This is a genomic window from Peribacillus sp. NPDC058075, from assembly GCF_042885195.1.
Taxonomy (GTDB): domain Bacteria; phylum Bacillota; class Bacilli; order Bacillales; family DSM-1321; genus Peribacillus.
Genome location: NZ_JBHVSL010000003.1, coordinates 1,082 through 21,563, shown reverse-complemented (window position 1 = coordinate 21,563; position 20,482 = coordinate 1,082). Strand labels below are relative to the sequence as shown.

Here is a 20,482-nt window from a genome sequence, read left to right as displayed (position 1 = left end):
CAGCAAAAAAAAGGTAGGGATCACTATCCCGACCTCTTTTTTTAATACTCTACTTTTTGTTAAGCTACATTTTTTACCTCTCTTGTTCTATTAGCAAATAGTTTTTCTTTAAGAGTAGGTATAATCATACCATCTACCCCATACCTTCCTGCATTCATAGCAGAAACAAGGATAAACATAGATAATAGAATAAGTTGTGGATTGGTACTTGTCGTACCACTAAACAGATAAGAGAAGTTCATAACTAGACCAAAAAAGACAGCTGTTTTAGTGAAACAACCCACTATTAAACCTATCCCGACGAGGAATTCTCCCCAAGGTACTAACGTATTGAATATCTCTACATTAGGAATGGCTAGATTCTCAAGAAATACAACCCACCATCCCTGAACAGCCGGATGCTCTCCAGTTGCATTTGCCAAAGCACCCTGTAAGAAACCAGAAGCATCAAATTGTCCGCCTGTTAACTTCCCCCATCCAGCCATAACCCACGTATATCCGAGATACACACGAAACACAGCCAAAAGAAGGGAGACATTTTTGTTATGCTTTAAAAGATCAATAAACATACTTTTCCTCCCTAAAATATAAAAATAATAGCTAGAGATATGATAACATAATCAATAATGATTTTCATTATCATTTATGTAAATAAAATTTAAATCTTTAGGGCAGCTCTTTTCTTATGGAACTATAGGAAGGAATATGTTGCAAAAAGGGATTATTACTGTTAAGGCGAATAGTTATTAATTGGATTTATTTTTAAATTTGTCGATTAATTATGTTTATTGACCAACGGGTGCTTTAGTTCATTACCAGGAGCTGAACATCAGCAATTTATTATTTAAGGGACGGTTTCGAATTGAAAAACAGTAACATTTGGATATTAAGCTTCGTTAGTTTTTTTACAGATATGGGTACATATATGGTGACTCCTTTAATTCCAATTCTTCTTGCTTCGTCAGGTCCTTTAATTATTGGGATTATAGATGGTTTATCAGAAACCCTGGCTAGTTTTTTGAAATTTTTCACTGGTCGTCGTTCGGATCGTCGGAAAAATAGAAAAGGGTTTGCTTTGTTTGGTTATGGCTTATCAGGTCTAGGAAGAATATCTTTGATTATTTCAAGTTCTTGGGTGGGCGTTTTCATATGGAAACTGATAGATCGTACGGGAAAAGGGATACGAACGGCACCAAGAGATGCTCTTATATCTGAGTCTGGAGGAAAAAATAAACAAGGAAGAGTCTTCGGATTACATCAAATGATGGATATGTTAGGTGCTTCTATCGGGATCGGAGCTGCTTATTTTATAGTACATATGAATGGAAATCAAAACTTTCATGATGTTTTCTTGTATTCTTTAATCCCTGTAATTATTGGTTGGTTCCTGTTATTGGGCATAAAGGAAAGAAAGAATGAACCAATAGTTAAAGAAGTTCCACCTACCACGAAACCTAAACTTGATTTGAAACTTCTAAATCCAAATGTAAAAAAATTATTGTTAATTGTATTTCTCTTTACTATTGTTAATTCATCAAATTCGTTTCTTTTACTAAGAGCAGCAGATTTAGGAGTATCTACTGCTAATGTTCTATTATTATATCTACTCTTTCATCTTACTGCGTCTTTATTTTCATATATTTCCGGAGCGTTTTCAGATCGATACGGACGCAGAGGTATACTAACTATAGGATATGCGCTATATGGATTTGTATATATTGGTTTTGCAGAAGTAAATACAACGATTGGTCTAATCGTTCTATTTACGTTATACGGGCTGTATTCAGCTTTTACTAAAGGGGTTGAAAAGGCGCTGGTTGCTGATATATCGAATCCAGAAAGTAAAGGAACTGCACTTGGTTTCTATGCTATGGTTACGGGGATTGGTTTATTTCCTGCTTCTTTGCTTACAGGTTTGTTATGGCAGATATTTGGTGCTGAAGTTTCATTCTTTATTAATGGGATAATCGCTTTGGTTGCATCTATTTTGTTATTTAGAATGCTCTCTATTAACGTAAGGAAAGCAACATAGAGGTTACATAGGATTGTGGCAGGCGTTATGCCAAATAACATTGGTTCAATACGTGTTTAGAAAAGGTTGGTTTTCATAAAGAAGGAATCGCAAAATAAAATATATAAAAATAAATGATCGTTGGAAAAATCATCAGGTTTTAGCCATGATAAATCCTAATGATTAATTTTAAATGTCTGCGTATGAGGTACATTAGGTGAGAATCAGAGCTGTCTTTAAGGCAGCTTTTTCTTATGGAACTAAAGGGGCTGGATGGGTTGCATAAAGAAAAGAAATTTTGTAGTAAAATTAGTTAATTATGTAGATTAGGGAGGATATTGAATAAATGAGTAATGGGTTATACATTCTTTATGCTGTAATTTTAGGAATAGTATCTTGGTTTACAGGGGAAATAGTAACCTTTGTTATGTTGGGGGCTATTCTAATTGCTTTGAATAATATAAATTTAACACTTAAAAAGATTTATCTTCAAAATAATGAGAGAAGTAAAAACGAAGATTAGATATGAAAATAATTTGTTTTAAAACTAACCGGTGTCTTACTTCAATAACAGGAGCTGATCAGAAGCACTTATTTTAATGGAACTAAAGGGGCAGGGGAGTTTAATAAGGTAATATTTGGATCAAGGTAGATATAAGTAGAAAAGTTAAAAACAAAGGGTGATATTTTGGAGAAAAATATTGGGGATGTAGATTTTTTGAAACAAGTAGTAAAAAGAATTTGCATAAAAAACAATATTTCCCCTCAGAAACCTACATTCGAAATCATCGAGAACGTAATGGTTATTAGTATTAAGAACCATTTAGATTATTTTAATATTTTAAACCTTATTTACCGAACCATTGGACCTTTAGAAGAGAGCTGAACAAACAAGAAATAGAATGATTGAGGCTTATTCAGATTCTCAAGGCATTTTATTTTGATTATAGCAATGAAATGAATACCATTTGGCGATGAATTATTTTACTAAGTTTTTAATGTTTTTACTGATATATGCAAAGTTAGCGGTACACTAATTAAGTAATCAGGTTTATTTCAGTAAAATAAGGTATATTATATTTGTTGAATAGATTCTCTTTAAAGACAAGAAAAGTAGGTGAACAAAGTGGGAAAATATCAATTGGATACCAAAGGTCAGGCAGCTGTGACAAAATTTCATGAAAAACAGAAGCCTGCCAAATTTGATAAAAAGAAGCAACTTGAAAAAATACGTGCGGAGTATTTGAAAAAGAAGCAACAACAAACAGATAAATAATATGAATGAAAACATAGGAAGACTAAAATCTCCCTATGTTTTTCTTATTCGAAGTTCTTTTTTCAATTGATGATAGAGTTTATTATTCCCATGAATTTCAGATTCGGTGACAAAAAACTCGTCATCAGATATCCATTCCTCACTAAAAATTTCATTAGCAGAATCAATAGACCAGCCAACGGCTGCTTTAATTCATACTTTCAATTTTACGCTTGACGAGTGAGTTGCTGGGTTTTCGCTTGGAAAAAGGAACAAGGTAAATAATTCACATCATTAAATTGTTAGTTAAGCGAACGTGTGCTTTATATCAATAAGGGAGGTTGTTGAAGCAACCTTTTCTTAATGAACTAACCGGTGCTTTAGCTGAAAATCAGAGCTGTCTTAAGGCAGCTTTTTTCTTATGTAACCAAAGGGGGTTGAACAAACAGGAATTGGTTTACGGATTATAGAAAGTCATAGTTGGGGAGGAATATATAGATGTCAAACCATGAAAACGAAGAGATGCTAACAGGAGGGAATGTGTCTAATGTTTATCATTCGGGAGATACAGTGAGACGAGAATTAAAGCCAGATAGTCCCAAAATTCATAAGCTATTAAAGCATTTGGAGAACAATGGTTTCAGTTATGCACCAAAGTTTTTAGGTATTGATGAAAAAAGAAGAGAGATATTATCTTTTATTGAAGGAGAAACTGGTCATTATCCTTTAAAAGAATACATGTGGTCTGAAGATGTCTTAATAGAAATAGCAAAAATGCTCCGTCTTTATCATGATTCTGTCAGTGATTTTTCATTTGATGGTAGCTGGGAATCGATAGATAACACCCCCCAACAATTTGAGGTACTATGCCATAATGATTTTGCAATGTACAACATTATTTTTAATAATAAAAGACCAATAGGCATTATTGATTTTGATGTTGCTGGACCTGGTCCAAGACTTTGGGACATAGCCTATACTCTATATACTTGCGTCCCCTTAAGTAGATTTTATCTTTCTGAAACAGGTGAGAAAGTTTATTATAATCCATTACAGCATGCTAACCGTATAAAACAAAGAGTTAGATTGTTTTTTGAATCTTACGGTGAGGGAATAGAAGAAAATTATTTGAAAATGGTATTGCTACGATTAGAAGGATTATGTAAAACCATTACAAGAAAAGCCAGTGAAGGTGATATTGCTTTTCAAAAAATGATTGCTGAAGGGCATCTCGAACTTTATCAAAATGATATCAAATTCATTCGACAACATGGGAAAGAGTGGATGTAAGGGTAGGTTTTTGTTGAACTAACCGGTACTTAACGCTGATCAGCAGCTCCTTTCTTATGCAACAAACGGGGCAGGTTAGCTTGAAGAGGGAAAGAGTATTTGGAATATTTTTATAATGGACAGTAAAAAAGGGAGTGGAAAATGGAAAGTGAATCTTCGTTAAAAGAATATTTACGTCAACTGGAAGAGAAGTTGTTAAAACCAGAAATTCGTACATCTAAAAAAGAACTTAATCATTTACTTGCAGACAATTTTTTTGAATTTGGAAGTTCTGGTAAAGTCCTGTACAAAGATGAGGGGATTGGTGAAGAAGGAATAGGTGAGGTAAAGATGACATTGAGTGATTTTGAAATACATCCATTGTCTGAAGAAATAGTGTTAACTACCTACCGAATTTTTAACGAAGGTAAAAAACAACATTCATTGCGAAGTTCAATTTGGAAATTTAGAGATGGAAGATGGAAAATGTTTTTTCACCAAGGCACAAAAACAAATCCTTCGCTTTAGTTACTGAACTAACGGCTGCTTTAGTTCAAGCAGAAATTAAATTAGGACTACACATTTTAGATATCACTAATATGTGTAGTCCTTTTCATATCTACTGCTACGCTAATCTAACCTACATATAAAAAAGTATTTGTTTTTGAAGGTAATTCATTTATTTTGTTGTATTTTTAATAATTAGTAGATCAATTAAAAATATATTAAAATTGGAGGTAAAATCACATGTTTAACAATTGGAAAAAAGCACTGATGGCTGGGGTGATCAGCGTATCCTTGCTAGGAACTGGTTATGTCGGTCACGACCTGATCTCCTCCCAAAACGTCTCGGCTGAACCGGCATCTGAAAAAGCACCAGGGCATTCGAAAAAAGTTGACTCTTCTCAGCTTGATGAAATAATCAAACGTGGGTACATTCGGGTAGGAATGACCGGGGACTACAAACCATTTACCTATTTGAACCCTGAAACAAATGAGTATGAAGGCTTTGATGTGGACGCTGCCGAAGAGCTTGGCAAAGACCTTGGTGTGGAGGTGAAATTTGTCGCTACCACATGGCCTGCAATGATGAAAGATCTGCACGCCGACAAATTTGATATCGCTGTGGGCGGTGTGACTCGCAACACAGCCAGACAAAAAAGCGCTTATGTATCCCAAGGTTACCTCTCATTCGGTAAGGTGCCTTTGATTCGCAAGGAAGATAAAGACAAGTATCTTACCATTGAAGATATCAACAAGCCTTCTGTACGCATTGGTGTAAATCCAGGCGGAACAAACGAAGAATTTGTCCGTCAGTATCTAAGCAATGCTAAAGTAACGGTTGTAGAAAACAATCTTGATATCCCACATCTTGTTGCAGAGGGTACGTATGATGTAATGATCACTGACACAGTAGAAGCAATGCAGTATGCAAAAGCTGATCCCAGATTGTATGCGGCTCAAACTGACACGCCTTTCACAAACAGTGAAAAAGGCTATATGATCCCAAGAGGTGATTTCATTTATGCAAGCTACTTGGAAATGTGGATGGATGAAATGAAGCTTCAAGGGAAATTTGATGCCCTCTACAAAAAGTGGATGGAATAGAATATGGAGATGCTCTCCAAAAAGCTAATTTAAATACAGCAGTGCAGGAAGCTAACGGGTGCTTTAATAAGTAGTAGAAGTGAATTAGAAGGCTTTTTTACGGATTATAAAACCATAAGCTTGTCTCAGTCCTACTCTTTGGACATTACGCACAGTCAACCCCATTTCCAGCACAAAAGTCTTAAACAGGTTAATATTCTGTATTTCACCACCTGTGTGAGTACCTTAAAAAAAGACCATCATTTGATGGCCTTTTACATGTAATAAAAATCCTTAATTAACTAAAGAGGCAGACTAGCTCAATAATTTTGAAGCAGAAAAATAAAAAACCACTCAGAGTGTTTTTTAATCGCGCATTGCTCCTGCTTCTCGGGAAGTCATTGCACCTTGTCCTTCGCTTACATCTTTTTGAATTTCTTGTTTTACTTTTTGTGCATCAGTTCCGGAAAATTGCGGTTTCATAATAGAACCCAAATTCTCTTTAGCTTCTTGATTCTGTTGCATACAAAGTCCTCCTTAATTTATTGTTTAACAATCTTATTATTTACAAAAAAACACTTGTTATATCCGAGGATTAGAGCGTATCTCCATAAAGTAAAGGGGCTTTCGTTAACCAATCGAGTCACTGCGGCTATATGATGATCAGGTTAGTTCAAGAAATAAATAAACCATTCTATAATGAATGTTTTTTATCTTTATCATAATTTGGTGATGTATTGGAGGGTGTTAATATGCGGTCCATTAATTTTTCAGTAAATGGCATAAAAAAATTAAGTATTAGCCCCCCTAAACAAACGGTTAATAAAGTTCCCACGCCAATTGGTCCATTTGAAATCATTGCCAATATCAAGAATAGGAGGTAAATGAATGTTCTCGAAAGGAATATATTTGTCCTGGTTAATTCTTGTATGATTAATGTTAATCGGTCAACTGGGATCGGTGCAAAATTTGTGTGTAAATATGTTGCAGTACCTAATCCAATAACAACTTGGCCGATTCCAAAACAAACAACTTTGCTGAACCATAGTTCAGGAGCTATCAAATTGTGCAATAAATAAAGCCATATATCAATACCTATACCCGTTATAAATGCTGTTAACAATCCCAATACTTCGGGTTTTTGTCTTTTTAAAAGTGAATTACTGCATATCAACATTAAAGCTATAATTATTTCCCAACTCCCTACAGTAAGCCCCACATTTATGGACAGTCCCACCAAAAGTGCATCAAAAGGTGAAGTTCCAAGGTCTGATTGTATAGTGAAAGAAGTACCCAGGGTTAATATTAAAATTCCCAATACATAAAAAACATATTTCACTTTACTTAACCCCTTAACAATATTTTTTTGTTGCAAACGCAACAAAGTTACGTTAAATTAAATATATGCCATTTTTATTGCATTTGCAACAAAAATACGTGCTGAGGAGCTATAAAAAACTTGAAATAAATGGCTTTATTGAAAGAAAGAAGATTAACATAACAAAAAAATTAAAAAACTCTTTCCAACAGAGAAAGGCAAAAGTGTTTATCCTTTTATAAAAAGCGAAAATGATTATTCCAATATCGCTGCATTAAAGGGATTCTCCGAAAGAGAAGTAGAAACCATTTCCAATCTTCTTCAAAGAGTTAGAAGAAGAATAGAAAATACTGATAATTTGTAAAAAAAGGGATACAAGAGAAATTATTGATTAATAAAGGAGCGACATATTTAAATGACTATAAATATAAAAAAGTGTACCCTTGAAGATTCACACATTCTTCAAGAAATTAGTTATGAAACATTTAATGAGACATTTAAGCATCAGAATTCTCCCGAAAATATGAATGCCTATTTGGAAAGGGCATTTAACTTAAACCAATTAGAAAAAGAATTATCCAATATGTCTTCACATTTCTTTTTTGTTTATTTTAATAATGAAGTCGCTGGATATTTAAAGGTCAATACCAATGATGCTCAGACTGAAGAAATGGGTGATGAATCACTCGAAGTCGAGCGGATTTATATAAAGAACAAATTTCAAAAACATGGGCTTGGTAAATATCTGCTAAATAAAGCTATGGAAATTGCGATGGAAAGTAATAAAAAGAAAATCTGGCTGGGCGTATGGGAAAAAAATGAAAATGCCATTGGTTTTTATAAGAAAATTGGATTTGTTCAAACTGGAGCCCATTCTTTTTATATGGGTGATGAAAAACAAACGGACTTTATAATGACCAAAATACTTCTATAACTTATTTTGAAAGGTGGATCATTATGTATATTCCAAATTATTTTAAGGTCACGAATGTTGATGATACAAAATGGAAGAACTTTGGAATAGAGATTGGAAAATCACATATAAGCCCACATTTATTTAACCCTAAGATTCAATAATTGACGGAAAAGGCAAATTTAAAAAGATAGCGTTGGATGGTACTGCACTAACGATTGCGTTAGCTAAAATTACCTAACTGGAACTTATTATTCACTTTGCTTTTTTACCCGAATTACATGACGGATTCATGTTATTATCGGTTTTTAATCTGGGTATATTTCTTCTTTCTGATCTCATACTAAGGATAAGAAGGAGGGGTTTACATGGCAAAACGAACAAAGAAAAATGATGCAGATCAAAAAAATAAACAAGGATTTGATTCAAGCAAAACTGATTCTGAATTCTCTAAGGAATTTGGCAGTGCAAATGCTAATCAAGCACATAAAAATAAAGCAAAAAAAGAAAAAGCATCTAAAAATCAGGGTGAGTGGAAAGGCATGCATTAATTAATACTTGCCAGACTCGAACTATGTGATGCCTGCACGCGTACGCTTACCGTGCTTCAAACTTTTTACTGAACTTTATGTAAAGGAGCTTATTTAGATGACTCAATCTAAGCGACAACAAGAACGCCAATGGAAAGATCGTAAACAATCGCAGAATCCACATGGTAAGGTCCCTTCATTTGAACAATTAGATGAAGATGCGGGCAAAAATGAATCTGAAACTAAGTAAAATTGTTTATGAATGAGAGGCGATCCCCACTCTCGTCCTGACCAAAAAGACCATAATCATCGGTTGTGATGATTATGGTCTTTTTAGGTTTATATATAAGAGCTGGTTGTTTTTATGGTAGTAACATGGACAATGATTCGTATGTCATCCCCACAAGTAGATACTAAGACAAAAGACAAAGACTACATAAAAATATGAATTATAACAAAACCTTTTAGTAAGGAGTTTTTTGGAAGGGGGGAATAGATCAGATAGATGTTTTCATTACGGGGAGATGCCCATAAAATTTATCTTCAATTAAAAAAAGCATCATACAAAGACCGATCTTTCAAAGGTATGAAGAAACTAATGGAAGTGGAAAATATACAAAAATTTTATAGTTCCATTGATAGCGATACGTTAAAAAAAATTTATTATTGTATGATAAAAGAGAAAAACGGATCGGGAATCATTCCTATTATAATATCCTCTGGACCTTGGCTTTTTCTTCTGTTTTCAAATCAATTGCAAGATTTCCTTTTTAAAGATGGGAGTTTGCTTTGGGTCGTCTTTAGCATCATATATATTTCCATTCTTTCCATAAGTGTATTTCTTCACTTTCATGAAAAATCATGGTCTTTCGTTCATATTGAAATCATTCAAGAAATTTTACATGATCGAAAAGGGATAAGGGAAAAGACATGAAGTTCCTCAATGGGGAGATCTTTCTACATATTCATTCTTAATACCATTTACCTTTTCATTCTATTCGTAAGTCTCGGACGATATTTGTCTGCAAACTCACCAACTCTTTAATAAGAATCGCTGAGTTTGTAGACAAAAGGGTTCCCCATCTGCAAAGTTGATTGGACCGGGTGTTCGAGACTCCTGCGGGAAAAGCGGGTCCAAGGGAGACCAAGAGAGCCGAGGACGCTCCCGGACCGCGAGTGCCTCCTTTAAAAAAATGTAGGCAATCTTAATTATTATCGAGTTTGTCTACAGTCTGCGCGATTCTTTAATAAGAATCGCTTTTTTTATTGAACTAACAGGGCAGGTTACTTTAACAAAAGTAATGTAAAATATAATAAAAAAAGCGTGTAGTAGAGGGGTTAGAAAATAATATGGAATGTCTTTGTGAACAAAAAGAAACAAATGAGTTAAAAGTTGAAGGTGATGTTGGGGCCGACCCTATATGGTGCAATCAATGTGGTTGTAACTTGGATATAGAGGACTTTCCGATTTCAAATAAGTTAATAAGAGAATTGAATGAATGGGTAAAGATGTATGGTGAATGGATTGATTGGGATGAAGATAAATGGCTTCCTAATGGGAATGAACTTGAAGAAGAACACAATAAACAAGGATTAAATTTAACAGAAAAAATTAAGAAAGAACTTGAAGGGAAATATAAAATTAAATTTTCACCTTCGACAATGGCAGGAGTGTATGTAAATAAAAATCATTAACCCTTATTCCACGGAGCTGTCTTTAGGGCAGCTTTTGCTTTTGGCAACTATCGGGGAGGTTAGTTCATGAAGGACAAATGAAAGTTTATATCGAAATTAATGAAGTAAGAGATTAATTAATTATAAAAGAGGTATAACCATGACTATTTCATTCAACCCCGTTTCCAAAGATGAAAAGCATATCCTTCAGAATTTATATTCCCTTTATTTACATGACCTTTCGGAGTTTACCGAGGGTTTAGACATATCAACAGATGGTTCATTTAAATTTGATTCATTTGAATTAATTTGGAGGAAGGAAGGATTAACACCATATTTTTTGAAGAAAGATACGAAAATTGTAGGGTTTTTATTACTGTTAGAAAGGCCGTTTTTAAATAAGGACTATGATTACAGCATTAATGATATTTTCATTTTGAAAAAATATAGAAGAAAAGGTGTTGCCATTTCATTATTAAAGGAATTGTTTAAACAAAAAAAAGGTAGTTACTTTGTTGTTCAATTAGCCAAGAATATTCCTGCCGTTATATTTTGGAGAAAGATTTTTAGTGAGCTAAATATAGATTTTGAAGAAAAAAAGAAAATTGTCGATAATGAAGAATGTTTGGTTCAATCCTTTCAAATTTAAACAGATAATAAACAACGGGTGTGTTAGCTGAAGATCAGAGCTGTCTTAAAGGCAGCTTTTTCTTATGGAACTATCGGGGCAGGATAGTGCAATAACAATCCTTAGTATATTTTTTTTTGATATAATTGAAATAAAATTTTAAATATTATCAGGAGATAAAATGTTTAACAAAATTAAGACTTGGGCGAGAAAATTAAAACGACAAATCTTTATCCTTTACTTTGCTTGTAAAGATGAACGGATGCCTTGGTATGCAAAAGTATTTACGGCTTGTGTTGTAGCTTATGCATTCAGTCCGATTGACCTCATACCTGATTTTATACCCATTCTTGGCTACTTAGACGATGTAATTCTCGTTCCAATAGGGGTAATGCTTGCATTAAAGATGATACCAAAGAGTATATTAACCAACTGTGAAGTTAAAGCAGAAGAAATGATGAAAAAGGGTAAGCCGAAGAATTGGATAGTTGGCTCAATAATAGTTTTGATTTGGGGCTTAATTATAATATGGGCTATTATTAAAATTTATCGCTTAATCAACTAACGGGTGCGTTAGCTGAGGATCAGAGCTGTCTTTAAGGCAGCTCTTTCTTTATGCAACTAACGGGGCAGTTTAGTTTAATAAGAATTAGATTCCCGAAATCTAAAATATGGAATAAAATTGTTTTATGGGAAATTAAGAATTTTGTATTTGGGAGGGGAATTTAAAATGAGAAAATACCACCAATTATGTATACCATTTCTTTTTTTACCCTTAATACTTATATCTATTGTTGGTTGCAATAATATACAGGAACCAAATATAACTATTGAAGCACAAATCTCAAAGTTAAGTAAAAAGGAATTTAACACCATTGGAACTCAAGGTTATGATAACCCTATCAAAAATGATTTTAGAAAATTCACTTTTAACTTAAATATGGAACATACAGATCAAATAACCTCTCGGACAATTGATATTCCTAATGATTTGGGAAAGTTAATCAATACAGTTGATAGGGAACGGTATTTATATGGTAATGGAAATGAACAAGATAATAAAAATGAAAATTTTGCAAGGTATACAAAGGAGTTTGTCTTTTATTCCAAAGGATTAAGTGAAGATGAAATAAAGAAAGCATTCGACTCTGCAATTATTACTGTATCTTGGGTTACAAAAGAAGAAAAAACAATTACAAAAGAATTTGTTATCGGTGATTTAATTAAACTTAATAACTAAACTTAGTTCTTCAACTAATGGGTCTTTACTTCGATAAGGAAGGTTGCTGAGGCAGCCTTTTTCTTATGGAACTATCGGGGCAGGATAGTTCAACAAGGATAATTCACAATTTGTATAGAATATGTAGATAACAAAGAAATTCAAATAAAGGGTGTGCATCATAGATGGAAATTACCATCAAAAGAACAAGTTTAACTGAAGTAGATTTGTTGTTGACTATTCAGAAAAAGGCTTTTGCAGAAGACTATAAGTTATACCAAGACCACGATACAACTCCTGTAAATGAGACACCTGAGAAATTAATCGAAAATATAGAACACTTTATACATTACACAATATGGTCAAATAACACCATTATCGGTGGAATAGATCTCCGCAAAAAAGAAAATATATTGTTATTAGACAAATTATTCATAGCAAACGAATATCAAAATAAAGGTCTCGGAACAAAGATAATGAAATTAATTGAGGCTGAATTTCCATTGATAAAAATATGGCGTTTATATACTCCATATTTAAACAAAAGAAATCAATATTTTTATGAGAAATTTGGCTATGAAAAAATAGGAGAAGTTCAGCTAACTGAAAAGCTTTTGTTATTTAAGTATGAAAAATGTATTTAATTTAAGGCTAATTTAAAGTACATAAAAGGAACACAAGTTGAGTTTCTTGTTGAACTAACGGGTACGTTAGCTGAAGATCAGAGGTGTCTTTAAGGCAGCTTTTTCTTTATGCAACTAACGGGACAGGCTAGTTGCATAAAAAATACGTTGCAAAAAGGGATTATTACTGTTGAGGCGAATAGATATAAATTAGATGAAGATCAGAGCTGTCTTTTAAGGCAGCTTTTTCTTTACGGAACTAACTGGGCAGTTTTTTGAACAGAGTTATAGTGAAATTAAGACGAAAGTGGAGAGGCAAATGGATAATCACAAGTATGATGAGTTTATTGAAATTGCAAAAAAACTAAACGATATTGAAATTATTCCATTGTTAATGGGTTCCGTTGGTTTAGAAGTCATTACAGGAAAGAGTTAGGATGCTCAAGACTTAGATATTCATGTACCTGGTAATATAAGAGGGTGGGAAGTGCCGCCTGAATTATCTATACATAACTGGATCAATATTGTAAAAATCATGAATTCAATGGAATATAGTCTAATTGATTTGCATGAACATGAGTTCTATAAAGAGGGGTTATCAGTTGAGTTTGGTATTATTGACACTTTACCGAATTTCGCAGGAGTACAATTAGAGAATTTAGAAATACAGCAAAAGAGGAACGTAAAGTATTATTTACTAAATCCTGAGCAATATTTATGTGTTTACGAGCCTTCTTCTAAGGATAGTTATCGAGCAGATAAAAAAAATCATAAAGATATTAGAAAAATAGATTTCTTAAAAAGTATAATACATTATGACTAAAATTCTTACTAATTTTATTGTGCTAACAGCTGCGTTAGCTGAAGATCGGAGCTGTCTATAAGGCAGCTCTTTTCTTATGGAACTAAAGGGGCAGGTTAGTGAAGTATTAAGACTTAAATTTACTTTTGTAATGGAGGAATATAAATGGACCAATTAAAAGGGAAAATTGCAATTATTACGGGTGTAAGCCGTCTGAAAGGTATTGGAGCAGCTATTTGTAAGGAGTTAGCTGAAACAGGTTATCATATATTTTTTACTTATTGGACGGAATATGATAAAAAAATGCCTTGGAGCATTGAATTAGATGAGCCCATGAAATTAAAAGAAGAATTAATAAAAAAAGGTGTTAAGGTATCATGTATGGAGTTGGATTTAACTCAATATGATGCACCTGAACAACTTATAAACAAAGTTTCTGAACAACTTGGTTATCCTGATATCTTGATTAATAACGCAGCATACTCAACTAACAACGATTTTTCTAATTTAACTGCCGAAGTATTAGATAAACATTACATGGTAAATGTTCGTGCAACGACACTATTAAGTAGTAAATTTGCTCAAAGGTTTGATAAGAAATCAGGTGGAAGAATAGTCAATATTACCTCAGGTCAGTTTCAAGGACCAATGCCTGGCGAATTAGCATATGCAACAACAAAAGGGGCAGTTGATGCTCTAACAATTACATTGTCGGCTGAACTAGCCCCTTTAGGAATAACGGTTAATGCATTAAATCCAGGCCCAACTGATACAGGGTGGATGACAGAGGAAATAAAAAATGAATTAAAACCGATGTTTCCCTTCGGTAGAATAGGAAAACCGAGAGATGTTGCAAAAACTATTAAATTTCTAGTGAGCGATGAAGCAGATTGGATTACAGGTCAGATTATTCATTCAGAAGGTGGATTTAAAAGGTAAATTAAACTTGGTTCTAGAACCTTTTGATGTATTAAATTCCAAGGATAGATATCAATTTGTGAAGGATTGTACTTAAACTAACGGGTGCGTTAGCTGAAGATCGGAGCTGTCTTTAAGGCAGCTTTTTCTTATGGCACTAACGGGGCAGGTTAATTGCACAAGGATTATTTATTACCGTTGAAGAATATATACTCATAAATAGTACAAGTTGAGGAGAAATATAGGTGGATAAAGGCAAATTAGAGTTAATAAAAGTTGTGAGTTTAGCTGTAATTGCAATTAGTTAGCAATAATAGCTTGGAGAATGGGTAAGGTTGTCAATTACTTGTATGACTTAGTTATGCTAGGAAATGGCTAATTCTTTTATTTCATTCGAGAGATATTCGCATTAAACTGAGGGAGTTGAAGAAGGATTTTTAAACTAATAAGCACAGATATGGGGCGTAAAATACAATAATTATTCACATATTGTATAATGTTTTTAGTTGAAAACTTATAACTTTTGGTAAGGAGTAGTGGACTTTATGGGAAATAATACGGATGAAAAATTGTATCGTCAAATCGTGGAATCGGCCACGGAGGCAATTATTATTCAACAAGATGGGAAATTTAAGTATATAAACCCTTCAGGAGTAGACTTTTTACGGGCAGCTTCCAGTGAGGAAGTTATAGGTAAATCTGTATTCGATATCGTACCCGAGGAGTATAGAGAGCTGATAGTAAGGCATACAAAATCGATCCTTGATGAAAATAAACCAACTGGAACTATCGAAAAACAATTAAGACGGTTTGATGGTTCGCTAGTTGATGTAGAAACAAACTGTACTCCTGTTTTGTATGAGGATAAAAAAGCGATTCAATCTGTCGTCAGAGATATAACAAAGCGTAAAGAAATCGAAAGATCACTCGAAAAAGTGTCCAAAGAAATTAACACACTATCAGCTCCAGTCGTCCCTATATTGGAAGGGGTCGCTGTGTTACCCCTTGTAGGTTCTATCAATTCTGAAAGAGCGAATTATATTTTAGAACATGTGCCTTTAAAAATACAGGAACAGAGTGTCCATACTTTGATTAGCGATTTTTCAGGCATCTATGAACTTGATGCAATGGTAATCCAATGTCTGTTTGAAACTAGTGCCGTACTTGGTTTGCTTGGTGTTCGTTCTATTGTAACGGGAATAAGACCCGAAATTGCCAAAAGTGTTGTTCAGATCGGAGCCGATTTATCCCTAATACAGATATTTGGAACTTTACAGCAGGCAGTACGTGAATTGGTATTAAAGGATAGCTTCGTAAGTGCTTGAATAGGATATAACTATATTCCGTGGATATTGTTATCTATCTTCATTACAGGTTCGTTCACTGGAGTCAGAGCCGTCATGAGACGGCTTTTTCTTATTGTGCTAAAGGGGCAGGATAGTTCCATATGGAAATGGATTATTTTACACTTATGAATAATTACTCTTTATTGTTATTATTTTCTTTAATGTTCAAATTATTTTAATTTGATATCGTTAATTCACCATTGAGGAATGTGATTTACTGTGAGAGCAATAAATACAGTTAACTTAGTTACAAAGTTATTAATTTTTTTAATTTTTGTCTCTTTTAATACATATATTTGTTTTTATGCAAAAGACAAAATAGAAGGCATAGTTACTGCCTGTATAGGTGTCTTTCTAGTGATTTTAGTGACAACTATTATATTTATTCTAGATAAAAAGCCAAGGTAATCTGATTTTCCAATCTCGGAATATTTATTGCAGCATCAATAAGGTAATTAACAGATAAAATTACAAATAAATTGTAGGTTCCATAATACATAATTAAATAACTTAATCTTAAAGGGTGCAGAATAGTTCATTAAGCGTAGCTTAGTCGAACAGTAACTGTTTACTATTTTTATAAAAAAAACTAAAATTTGGTTAATTATATTAATTGGGCGGTGTGTATTTGTTGAGTAATATAGGTATTCCAGGATTAATTTTAACTTCTCTTTTCGTAATATTAGTATTGTTTTTACTAAGAAAACTAGTGAAACCGAAAATGGAACTTCAACAAAAAATAGATAAACTGGAAGAAGAGGTTCGAATATTAAAAAATCACAAATAATAAACTATGCTTTAATGTACTAACGGGTGCTTTAGCTTAGAAAAGAAGCTGTCTTTAAAAGGCAGCTTCTTTTCTTATGGAACTATAGGGGCAGTTTAGCTGAAGAGTGCTGTTGATCTTTATTCAACAATCGGGCCATTTTGTTAAAGATACTTTTTAAAGATGCTTGGGAATTTATGTTAAAATAAGGGAGATATACATTAATCTAAATCAGCTGTGAAATTTAATAAGGGGAGTAACAAAAGATGGCATTTGCCGTAGGGTATGGAATTGCATTTATAGGAGTACTTGTAGCTTATCAACTTAGCAAAGGCAAGTCGAAAAAAAGAAAATGTATTGTTTGGGGCATCGCTCTTATGTTTGCAATTTCACTATTCTTATCTTTTGCGATTGGTTTATCATACGCATTTATTGTTGAGGATCCTTGGGCTACTTTGGTTATGTGGTACTTGTTCCCGATCGGTTTCATCATAGGACTTATTATGCTACTGGTAGGCATATTTAAGAAAAAAGAAATAGAGTCATGTAACTTCTTCAACTAAAGGGCGCGATTCTTAAAGAAATTTCGCTTTTCTTAATGAACTAACGGGTGCGTTAGCTGAAGATCGGAGCTGTCTTTAAGGCAGCTTTTTCTTATGGACTAACGGGGCAGGATAGTTTAATAAGAAATCACACGTAATTAGGTTATCGGCACCAATAAAAAGCCCTGAAATAAAGAGGGCTTTCTTATTTTTATAATAAACCTCTATATTTGGCTGCTTTTTTTAACTCTTCAATATCCGCTTCAGGGAACTTCTTTCTTCCAGATAAATGATCAATAATTTCTTTATCAGTAAATTGCAGTAAATTCTTTGGTTTTATCAGCCTTTTCTTCTCTCATATCTGGATCAAAAACACGACCAAAAGTAACCCCTTTAACAAAAGATTTAGCCGCATCTTTCAAAACATTTATCTCCTTTTTATTCTCCATACTATCCCCTCCTATAATCTATACGAACAGACTGTATAAATGTTCCGAATATAATACCAAGTATAACCTAAAAAAAGTATTGTATATAATATACAATTTTAGTTAAGATAATCAACTTCGGAAGGATCATAATGAACTACCGGGTGCGTTAGCGCCATAAGAGGGCCGCCATTTGCCGGCCTTTTGAATGTACGATCATTAACATAATCATACATTTGGTGTTTACTAATATAAACAAATTAGAGTCCTTCATCAAAGGAATTGTAACAAAAGATGCGTTTCCAAAAAAAAGATCTTAAATTTTTTGCAATGAAGATTTTCCTTGTCATGTCTTGAATAATTAGCTCATACTTCCCCTATCTCCAGACATTATAGCAGGCAGAAACTAATATGCTGTTATTGGAGGTGGTTTAATGGGCGGGATTTCAATTAGTTTATGCATGATTGTAAAGGATGAAGAAGATTCACTTTCTAACTGTCTTGCTTCTGTTAGGGAACTAGTCGATGAAATTATTATCGTTGATACAGGATCAAAAGATAACACGAAACAAATTGCCTCAGCCTTCACTGACCATGTTTATGATTTTGAATGGATTGATGACTTTTCGGCTGCGAGAAACTTCGCTTTTTCTAAAGCGACAAAAGACTATATATTTTGGCTTGATGCGGATGATATTTTAACAGAAGAGAATAAGGAGAAATTTTCAACCCTGAAAAAAGAGATTCCTCCTCACTTCGATTCTGTCATGATGTTTTATCATCTTTCTTTTGATGGGAATGGAAACCCCAGCTTCAGTTCCAGGAGGAACCGGCTCGTAAAACGGGAAAAGAACTTCCAATGGATAGGATTCGTTCATGAGTATCTTGAAGTAACCGGACTCACATTTCAATCGGATATTGCCATACTTCATAAAAAGGAGAAAAGCTCTAATGATCGTAATTTGAGAATTTACGTGAAGGCCCTTCAATCAGGAATTGACTTTTCACCGCGCGACAAATATTACTATGCGAATGAATGCAATGACCATGGTTTATATGATGATGCCATTAAGTGGTATCGTAAATTTCTTGATGAGGGTAAAGGATGGAGTGAGGATAACATTCAAGCATGCGGCAAGTTGGCGGACTGCCATATTCAATTAAAAGATTGGGGTTCAGCAGTCCAGAGCTGTTTAAAGTCTTTCGAGTACGATACACCAAGAGGGGAAATCTGCTGTCGGCTCGGATACATCCATATGCAGCAACATGATTATGAACGCTCTATTTTCTGGTACGATCTGGCAACACAAGTAGAAATACCAGAAACAAAAAGCCCTTTTATCGAGCGAAATTGTTACACATGGCTACCGCACATTCAGCTCTGCGTATGTTTTGACCGCATCGGCAAACTAGAAGAAGCAAAAAGACATAATGAGTTAGCTGCTGAATACGTGCCTGATCACCCTTCCATCCTCTATAACCGCAGATACTTTCAGAGTATCGAAAAAAAGGAAAAAAGCTAATTCTCGAACGCCAAGAGATTCGCTTTTTTCTTATTTCTCGAAAAGTTAATTTGGATCTTTTAATCGTAAAAATGGGGGTGATTCCACTAGATATACAGAATATAGAAAAGAAGAAATGTGTCTTCTAAAGGTTTTACTCGTCGAGAACTTATGGAAACTGAAACTACTTAAAGTAGGTTTCAGTTTTTTTGTTATACAGTAATCCAAGAAAAATTACCCTTATTCATTTAAGGGGAGAATAGCCCTATAAAAATATTGATTATCCTTAGATTAAATAAAAAATACAGATTGATATTTTTCTTTTGTAGAACACTGGATATTTTACAAGGATATAGGGTTTGTGCCGTTTCACTGTTGTTGCAAATTTCATAAAGTATTATAAGTTTCTAAAGCCAAATTAAAATACCTAGTATTTGGAAAAAAATAAATTCATTTATCTTTATAAAATTGTAGGTGGAAAAAAGTATGCCAGAATTCTTTGATGAAATAACATCTCAAAATGCTTCCTATGCCAACTCCATTAACATTCCCACTTCGTCTGCTTACCAATTTTTTGGACAAGTTGGACTTAATGTTAGCGGAGCAAATCCCACTTCAATGATTCGTGTTCAATTTGATGGGATTATCACCTTAAGAGTAAATCCAGAAGCCAGTGTTCCTGTAAACTCTGTTGAAATTAAAATTGTTAGAGGGGCCAATCCTAATGCTAATACAATTTTTACCGGTATTAAGACTATTGTTCTTAATGGTTCTGAGGTAGGACCTCAAGAGTACTCATTTTCAGCTGCAGATTACAATGTCCCCAAAGGTTCAGGATTTTTAGTATATACAGCTTTTGTTCGTAACATTACTGGTTCAGTTGATACAGATGTAACGCGTGTTGGTCCAGAGAACTTTAATGCGATAGCTGGTGGTATTACTGGAGCGACAGGTCCAACGGGAGCTACGGGTGCAACAGGTCCAACGGGAGCAACGGGTGCAACAGGTAATCCAGGGGCGACCGGAGCAACAGGTCCAACGGGAGCAACGGGGTCAACAGGTAATCCAGGGGCGACCGGAGCAACAGGTCCAACGGGAGCAACGGGGTCAACAGGTAATCCAGGGGCGACCGGAGCAACAGGTCCAACGGG

Annotated in this window: 25 protein-coding genes and 2 pseudogenes; 23 read left to right on the top strand and 4 right to left on the bottom strand. The window is 34.1% G+C overall.

Annotation, left to right across the window (positions count from 1 at the left end):
* Positions 1-59: 59 nt before the first annotated feature.
* On the bottom strand, positions 60-569 hold the full coding sequence (locus ACFVS1_RS20905; protein ID WP_352924926.1) for a DoxX family protein: 510 nt from the start codon (positions 567-569) through the stop codon (positions 60-62).
* 293 nt (positions 570-862) lie between these two features.
* Here ACFVS1_RS20905 and ACFVS1_RS20900 point away from each other — a divergent pair, with 293 nt between their 5' ends.
* The 7 genes and pseudogenes from ACFVS1_RS20900 to ACFVS1_RS20870 all read left to right on the top strand — a co-directional run bounded on the left by ACFVS1_RS20900 (position 863) and on the right by ACFVS1_RS20870 (position 6,143).
* On the top strand, positions 863-2,032 hold the full coding sequence (locus tag ACFVS1_RS20900) for an MFS transporter (protein WP_387550190.1): 1,170 nt from the start codon (positions 863-865) through the stop codon (positions 2,030-2,032).
* Positions 2,033-2,198: pseudogene (locus ACFVS1_RS20895) on the top strand (GNAT family N-acetyltransferase); the annotation flags it as partial.
* A 159-nt stretch (positions 2,199-2,357) separates the two neighbouring features.
* On the top strand, positions 2,358-2,534 hold the full coding sequence (locus ACFVS1_RS20890) for a hypothetical protein (protein WP_352924924.1): 177 nt from the start codon (positions 2,358-2,360) through the stop codon (positions 2,532-2,534).
* A 603-nt stretch (positions 2,535-3,137) separates the two neighbouring features.
* The gene (locus tag ACFVS1_RS20885; protein ID WP_241591906.1) at positions 3,138-3,287 is read left to right on the top strand and encodes a hypothetical protein; all 150 of its coding nucleotides are present in this window, start codon (positions 3,138-3,140) and stop codon (positions 3,285-3,287) included.
* A 477-nt stretch (positions 3,288-3,764) separates the two neighbouring features.
* Positions 3,765-4,556 (top strand): phosphotransferase, encoded by a 792-nt coding sequence (locus ACFVS1_RS20880; RefSeq protein ID WP_387550187.1) that lies wholly within the window; start codon positions 3,765-3,767, stop codon positions 4,554-4,556.
* Between the two features lie 141 nt (positions 4,557-4,697).
* Positions 4,698-5,063 (top strand): nuclear transport factor 2 family protein, encoded by a 366-nt coding sequence (locus ACFVS1_RS20875; protein ID WP_387550185.1) that lies wholly within the window; start codon positions 4,698-4,700, stop codon positions 5,061-5,063.
* Positions 5,064-5,282: 219 nt separating this feature from the next.
* Positions 5,283-6,143, top strand: coding sequence for a transporter substrate-binding domain-containing protein (locus ACFVS1_RS20870; RefSeq protein WP_387550183.1), 861 nt, complete (start codon positions 5,283-5,285; stop codon positions 6,141-6,143).
* 345 nt (positions 6,144-6,488) lie between these two features.
* Here ACFVS1_RS20870 and ACFVS1_RS20865 read toward each other — a convergent pair whose 3' ends face one another.
* Both ACFVS1_RS20865 and ACFVS1_RS20860 read right to left on the bottom strand, forming a co-directional pair.
* On the bottom strand, positions 6,489-6,647 hold the full coding sequence (locus ACFVS1_RS20865; RefSeq protein ID WP_352924921.1) for a hypothetical protein: 159 nt from the start codon (positions 6,645-6,647) through the stop codon (positions 6,489-6,491).
* A 169-nt stretch (positions 6,648-6,816) separates the two neighbouring features.
* Positions 6,817-7,461, bottom strand: coding sequence for a YczE/YyaS/YitT family protein (locus ACFVS1_RS20860; protein WP_387550181.1), 645 nt, complete (start codon positions 7,459-7,461; stop codon positions 6,817-6,819).
* Positions 7,462-7,565: 104 nt separating this feature from the next.
* Between ACFVS1_RS20860 and ACFVS1_RS20855 the strand changes: the two are divergent.
* The 14 genes and pseudogenes from ACFVS1_RS20855 to ACFVS1_RS20790 form a co-directional block, all read left to right on the top strand.
* A pseudogene (locus ACFVS1_RS20855) lies at positions 7,566-7,804 on the top strand (MarR family transcriptional regulator); the annotation flags it as partial.
* A 51-nt stretch (positions 7,805-7,855) separates the two neighbouring features.
* Positions 7,856-8,374 carry a spermidine/spermine N(1)-acetyltransferase gene (gene paiA / locus ACFVS1_RS20850; RefSeq protein WP_387550179.1) on the top strand — a complete coding sequence of 173 codons (519 nt, stop codon included), beginning with the start codon at positions 7,856-7,858 and terminating at the stop codon, positions 8,372-8,374.
* Positions 8,375-8,721: 347 nt separating this feature from the next.
* The gene (locus ACFVS1_RS20845) at positions 8,722-8,904 is read left to right on the top strand and encodes a hypothetical protein (RefSeq protein WP_034310968.1); all 183 of its coding nucleotides are present in this window, start codon (positions 8,722-8,724) and stop codon (positions 8,902-8,904) included.
* A 97-nt stretch (positions 8,905-9,001) separates the two neighbouring features.
* Positions 9,002-9,133 carry a DUF6254 family protein gene (locus ACFVS1_RS20840; protein WP_387550177.1) on the top strand — a complete coding sequence of 44 codons (132 nt, stop codon included), beginning with the start codon at positions 9,002-9,004 and terminating at the stop codon, positions 9,131-9,133.
* Between the two features lie 255 nt (positions 9,134-9,388).
* The gene (locus tag ACFVS1_RS20835) at positions 9,389-9,817 is read left to right on the top strand and encodes a hypothetical protein (protein ID WP_352924917.1); all 429 of its coding nucleotides are present in this window, start codon (positions 9,389-9,391) and stop codon (positions 9,815-9,817) included.
* Between the two features lie 512 nt (positions 9,818-10,329).
* Positions 10,330-10,578 (top strand): hypothetical protein, encoded by a 249-nt coding sequence (locus ACFVS1_RS20830; protein ID WP_387550175.1) that lies wholly within the window; start codon positions 10,330-10,332, stop codon positions 10,576-10,578.
* Between the two features lie 139 nt (positions 10,579-10,717).
* Positions 10,718-11,206, top strand: coding sequence for a GNAT family N-acetyltransferase (locus ACFVS1_RS20825; protein ID WP_352924915.1), 489 nt, complete (start codon positions 10,718-10,720; stop codon positions 11,204-11,206).
* A gap of 160 nt (positions 11,207-11,366) precedes the next feature.
* Positions 11,367-11,750, top strand: coding sequence for a YkvA family protein (locus ACFVS1_RS20820; protein WP_387550173.1), 384 nt, complete (start codon positions 11,367-11,369; stop codon positions 11,748-11,750).
* Between the two features lie 165 nt (positions 11,751-11,915).
* Complete coding sequence (locus ACFVS1_RS20815; protein ID WP_387550171.1) at positions 11,916-12,425, top strand: fructose-bisphosphate aldolase; 510 nt, start codon at positions 11,916-11,918, stop codon at positions 12,423-12,425.
* 164 nt (positions 12,426-12,589) lie between these two features.
* A complete protein-coding gene (locus tag ACFVS1_RS20810) occupies positions 12,590-13,048 on the top strand; it encodes a GNAT family N-acetyltransferase (RefSeq protein WP_330502642.1) in 459 nt (152 codons plus the stop codon).
* Between the two features lie 466 nt (positions 13,049-13,514).
* The gene (locus ACFVS1_RS20805; protein ID WP_387550169.1) at positions 13,515-13,850 is read left to right on the top strand and encodes a phosphoribosylanthranilate isomerase; all 336 of its coding nucleotides are present in this window, start codon (positions 13,515-13,517) and stop codon (positions 13,848-13,850) included.
* Between the two features lie 144 nt (positions 13,851-13,994).
* The gene (locus ACFVS1_RS20800; protein ID WP_387550167.1) at positions 13,995-14,768 is read left to right on the top strand and encodes an SDR family oxidoreductase; all 774 of its coding nucleotides are present in this window, start codon (positions 13,995-13,997) and stop codon (positions 14,766-14,768) included.
* Positions 14,769-15,292: 524 nt separating this feature from the next.
* Positions 15,293-16,072: a PAS domain S-box protein gene (locus ACFVS1_RS20795; protein ID WP_387550165.1), complete on the top strand. Its 780-nt coding sequence runs from the start codon at positions 15,293-15,295 to the stop codon at positions 16,070-16,072.
* Between the two features lie 1,053 nt (positions 16,073-17,125).
* Entirely contained in the window at positions 17,126-17,422 is a 297-nt protein-coding gene (locus ACFVS1_RS20790) for a hypothetical protein (protein ID WP_387550163.1), read from the top strand.
* A 287-nt stretch (positions 17,423-17,709) separates the two neighbouring features.
* Here ACFVS1_RS20790 and ACFVS1_RS20785 read toward each other — a convergent pair whose 3' ends face one another.
* Positions 17,710-17,850 carry a hypothetical protein gene (locus ACFVS1_RS20785; protein ID WP_352928167.1) on the bottom strand — a complete coding sequence of 47 codons (141 nt, stop codon included), beginning with the start codon at positions 17,848-17,850 and terminating at the stop codon, positions 17,710-17,712.
* A gap of 413 nt (positions 17,851-18,263) precedes the next feature.
* Here ACFVS1_RS20785 and ACFVS1_RS20780 point away from each other — a divergent pair, with 413 nt between their 5' ends.
* On the top strand, positions 18,264-19,352 hold the full coding sequence (locus tag ACFVS1_RS20780) for a tetratricopeptide repeat-containing glycosyltransferase family 2 protein (RefSeq protein ID WP_387550161.1): 1,089 nt from the start codon (positions 18,264-18,266) through the stop codon (positions 19,350-19,352).
* A 465-nt stretch (positions 19,353-19,817) separates the two neighbouring features.
* Positions 19,818-20,482, top strand: a 665-nt coding sequence (locus ACFVS1_RS20775) for a hypothetical protein (protein WP_387550159.1), incomplete at its 3' end; no start/stop codon positions are given.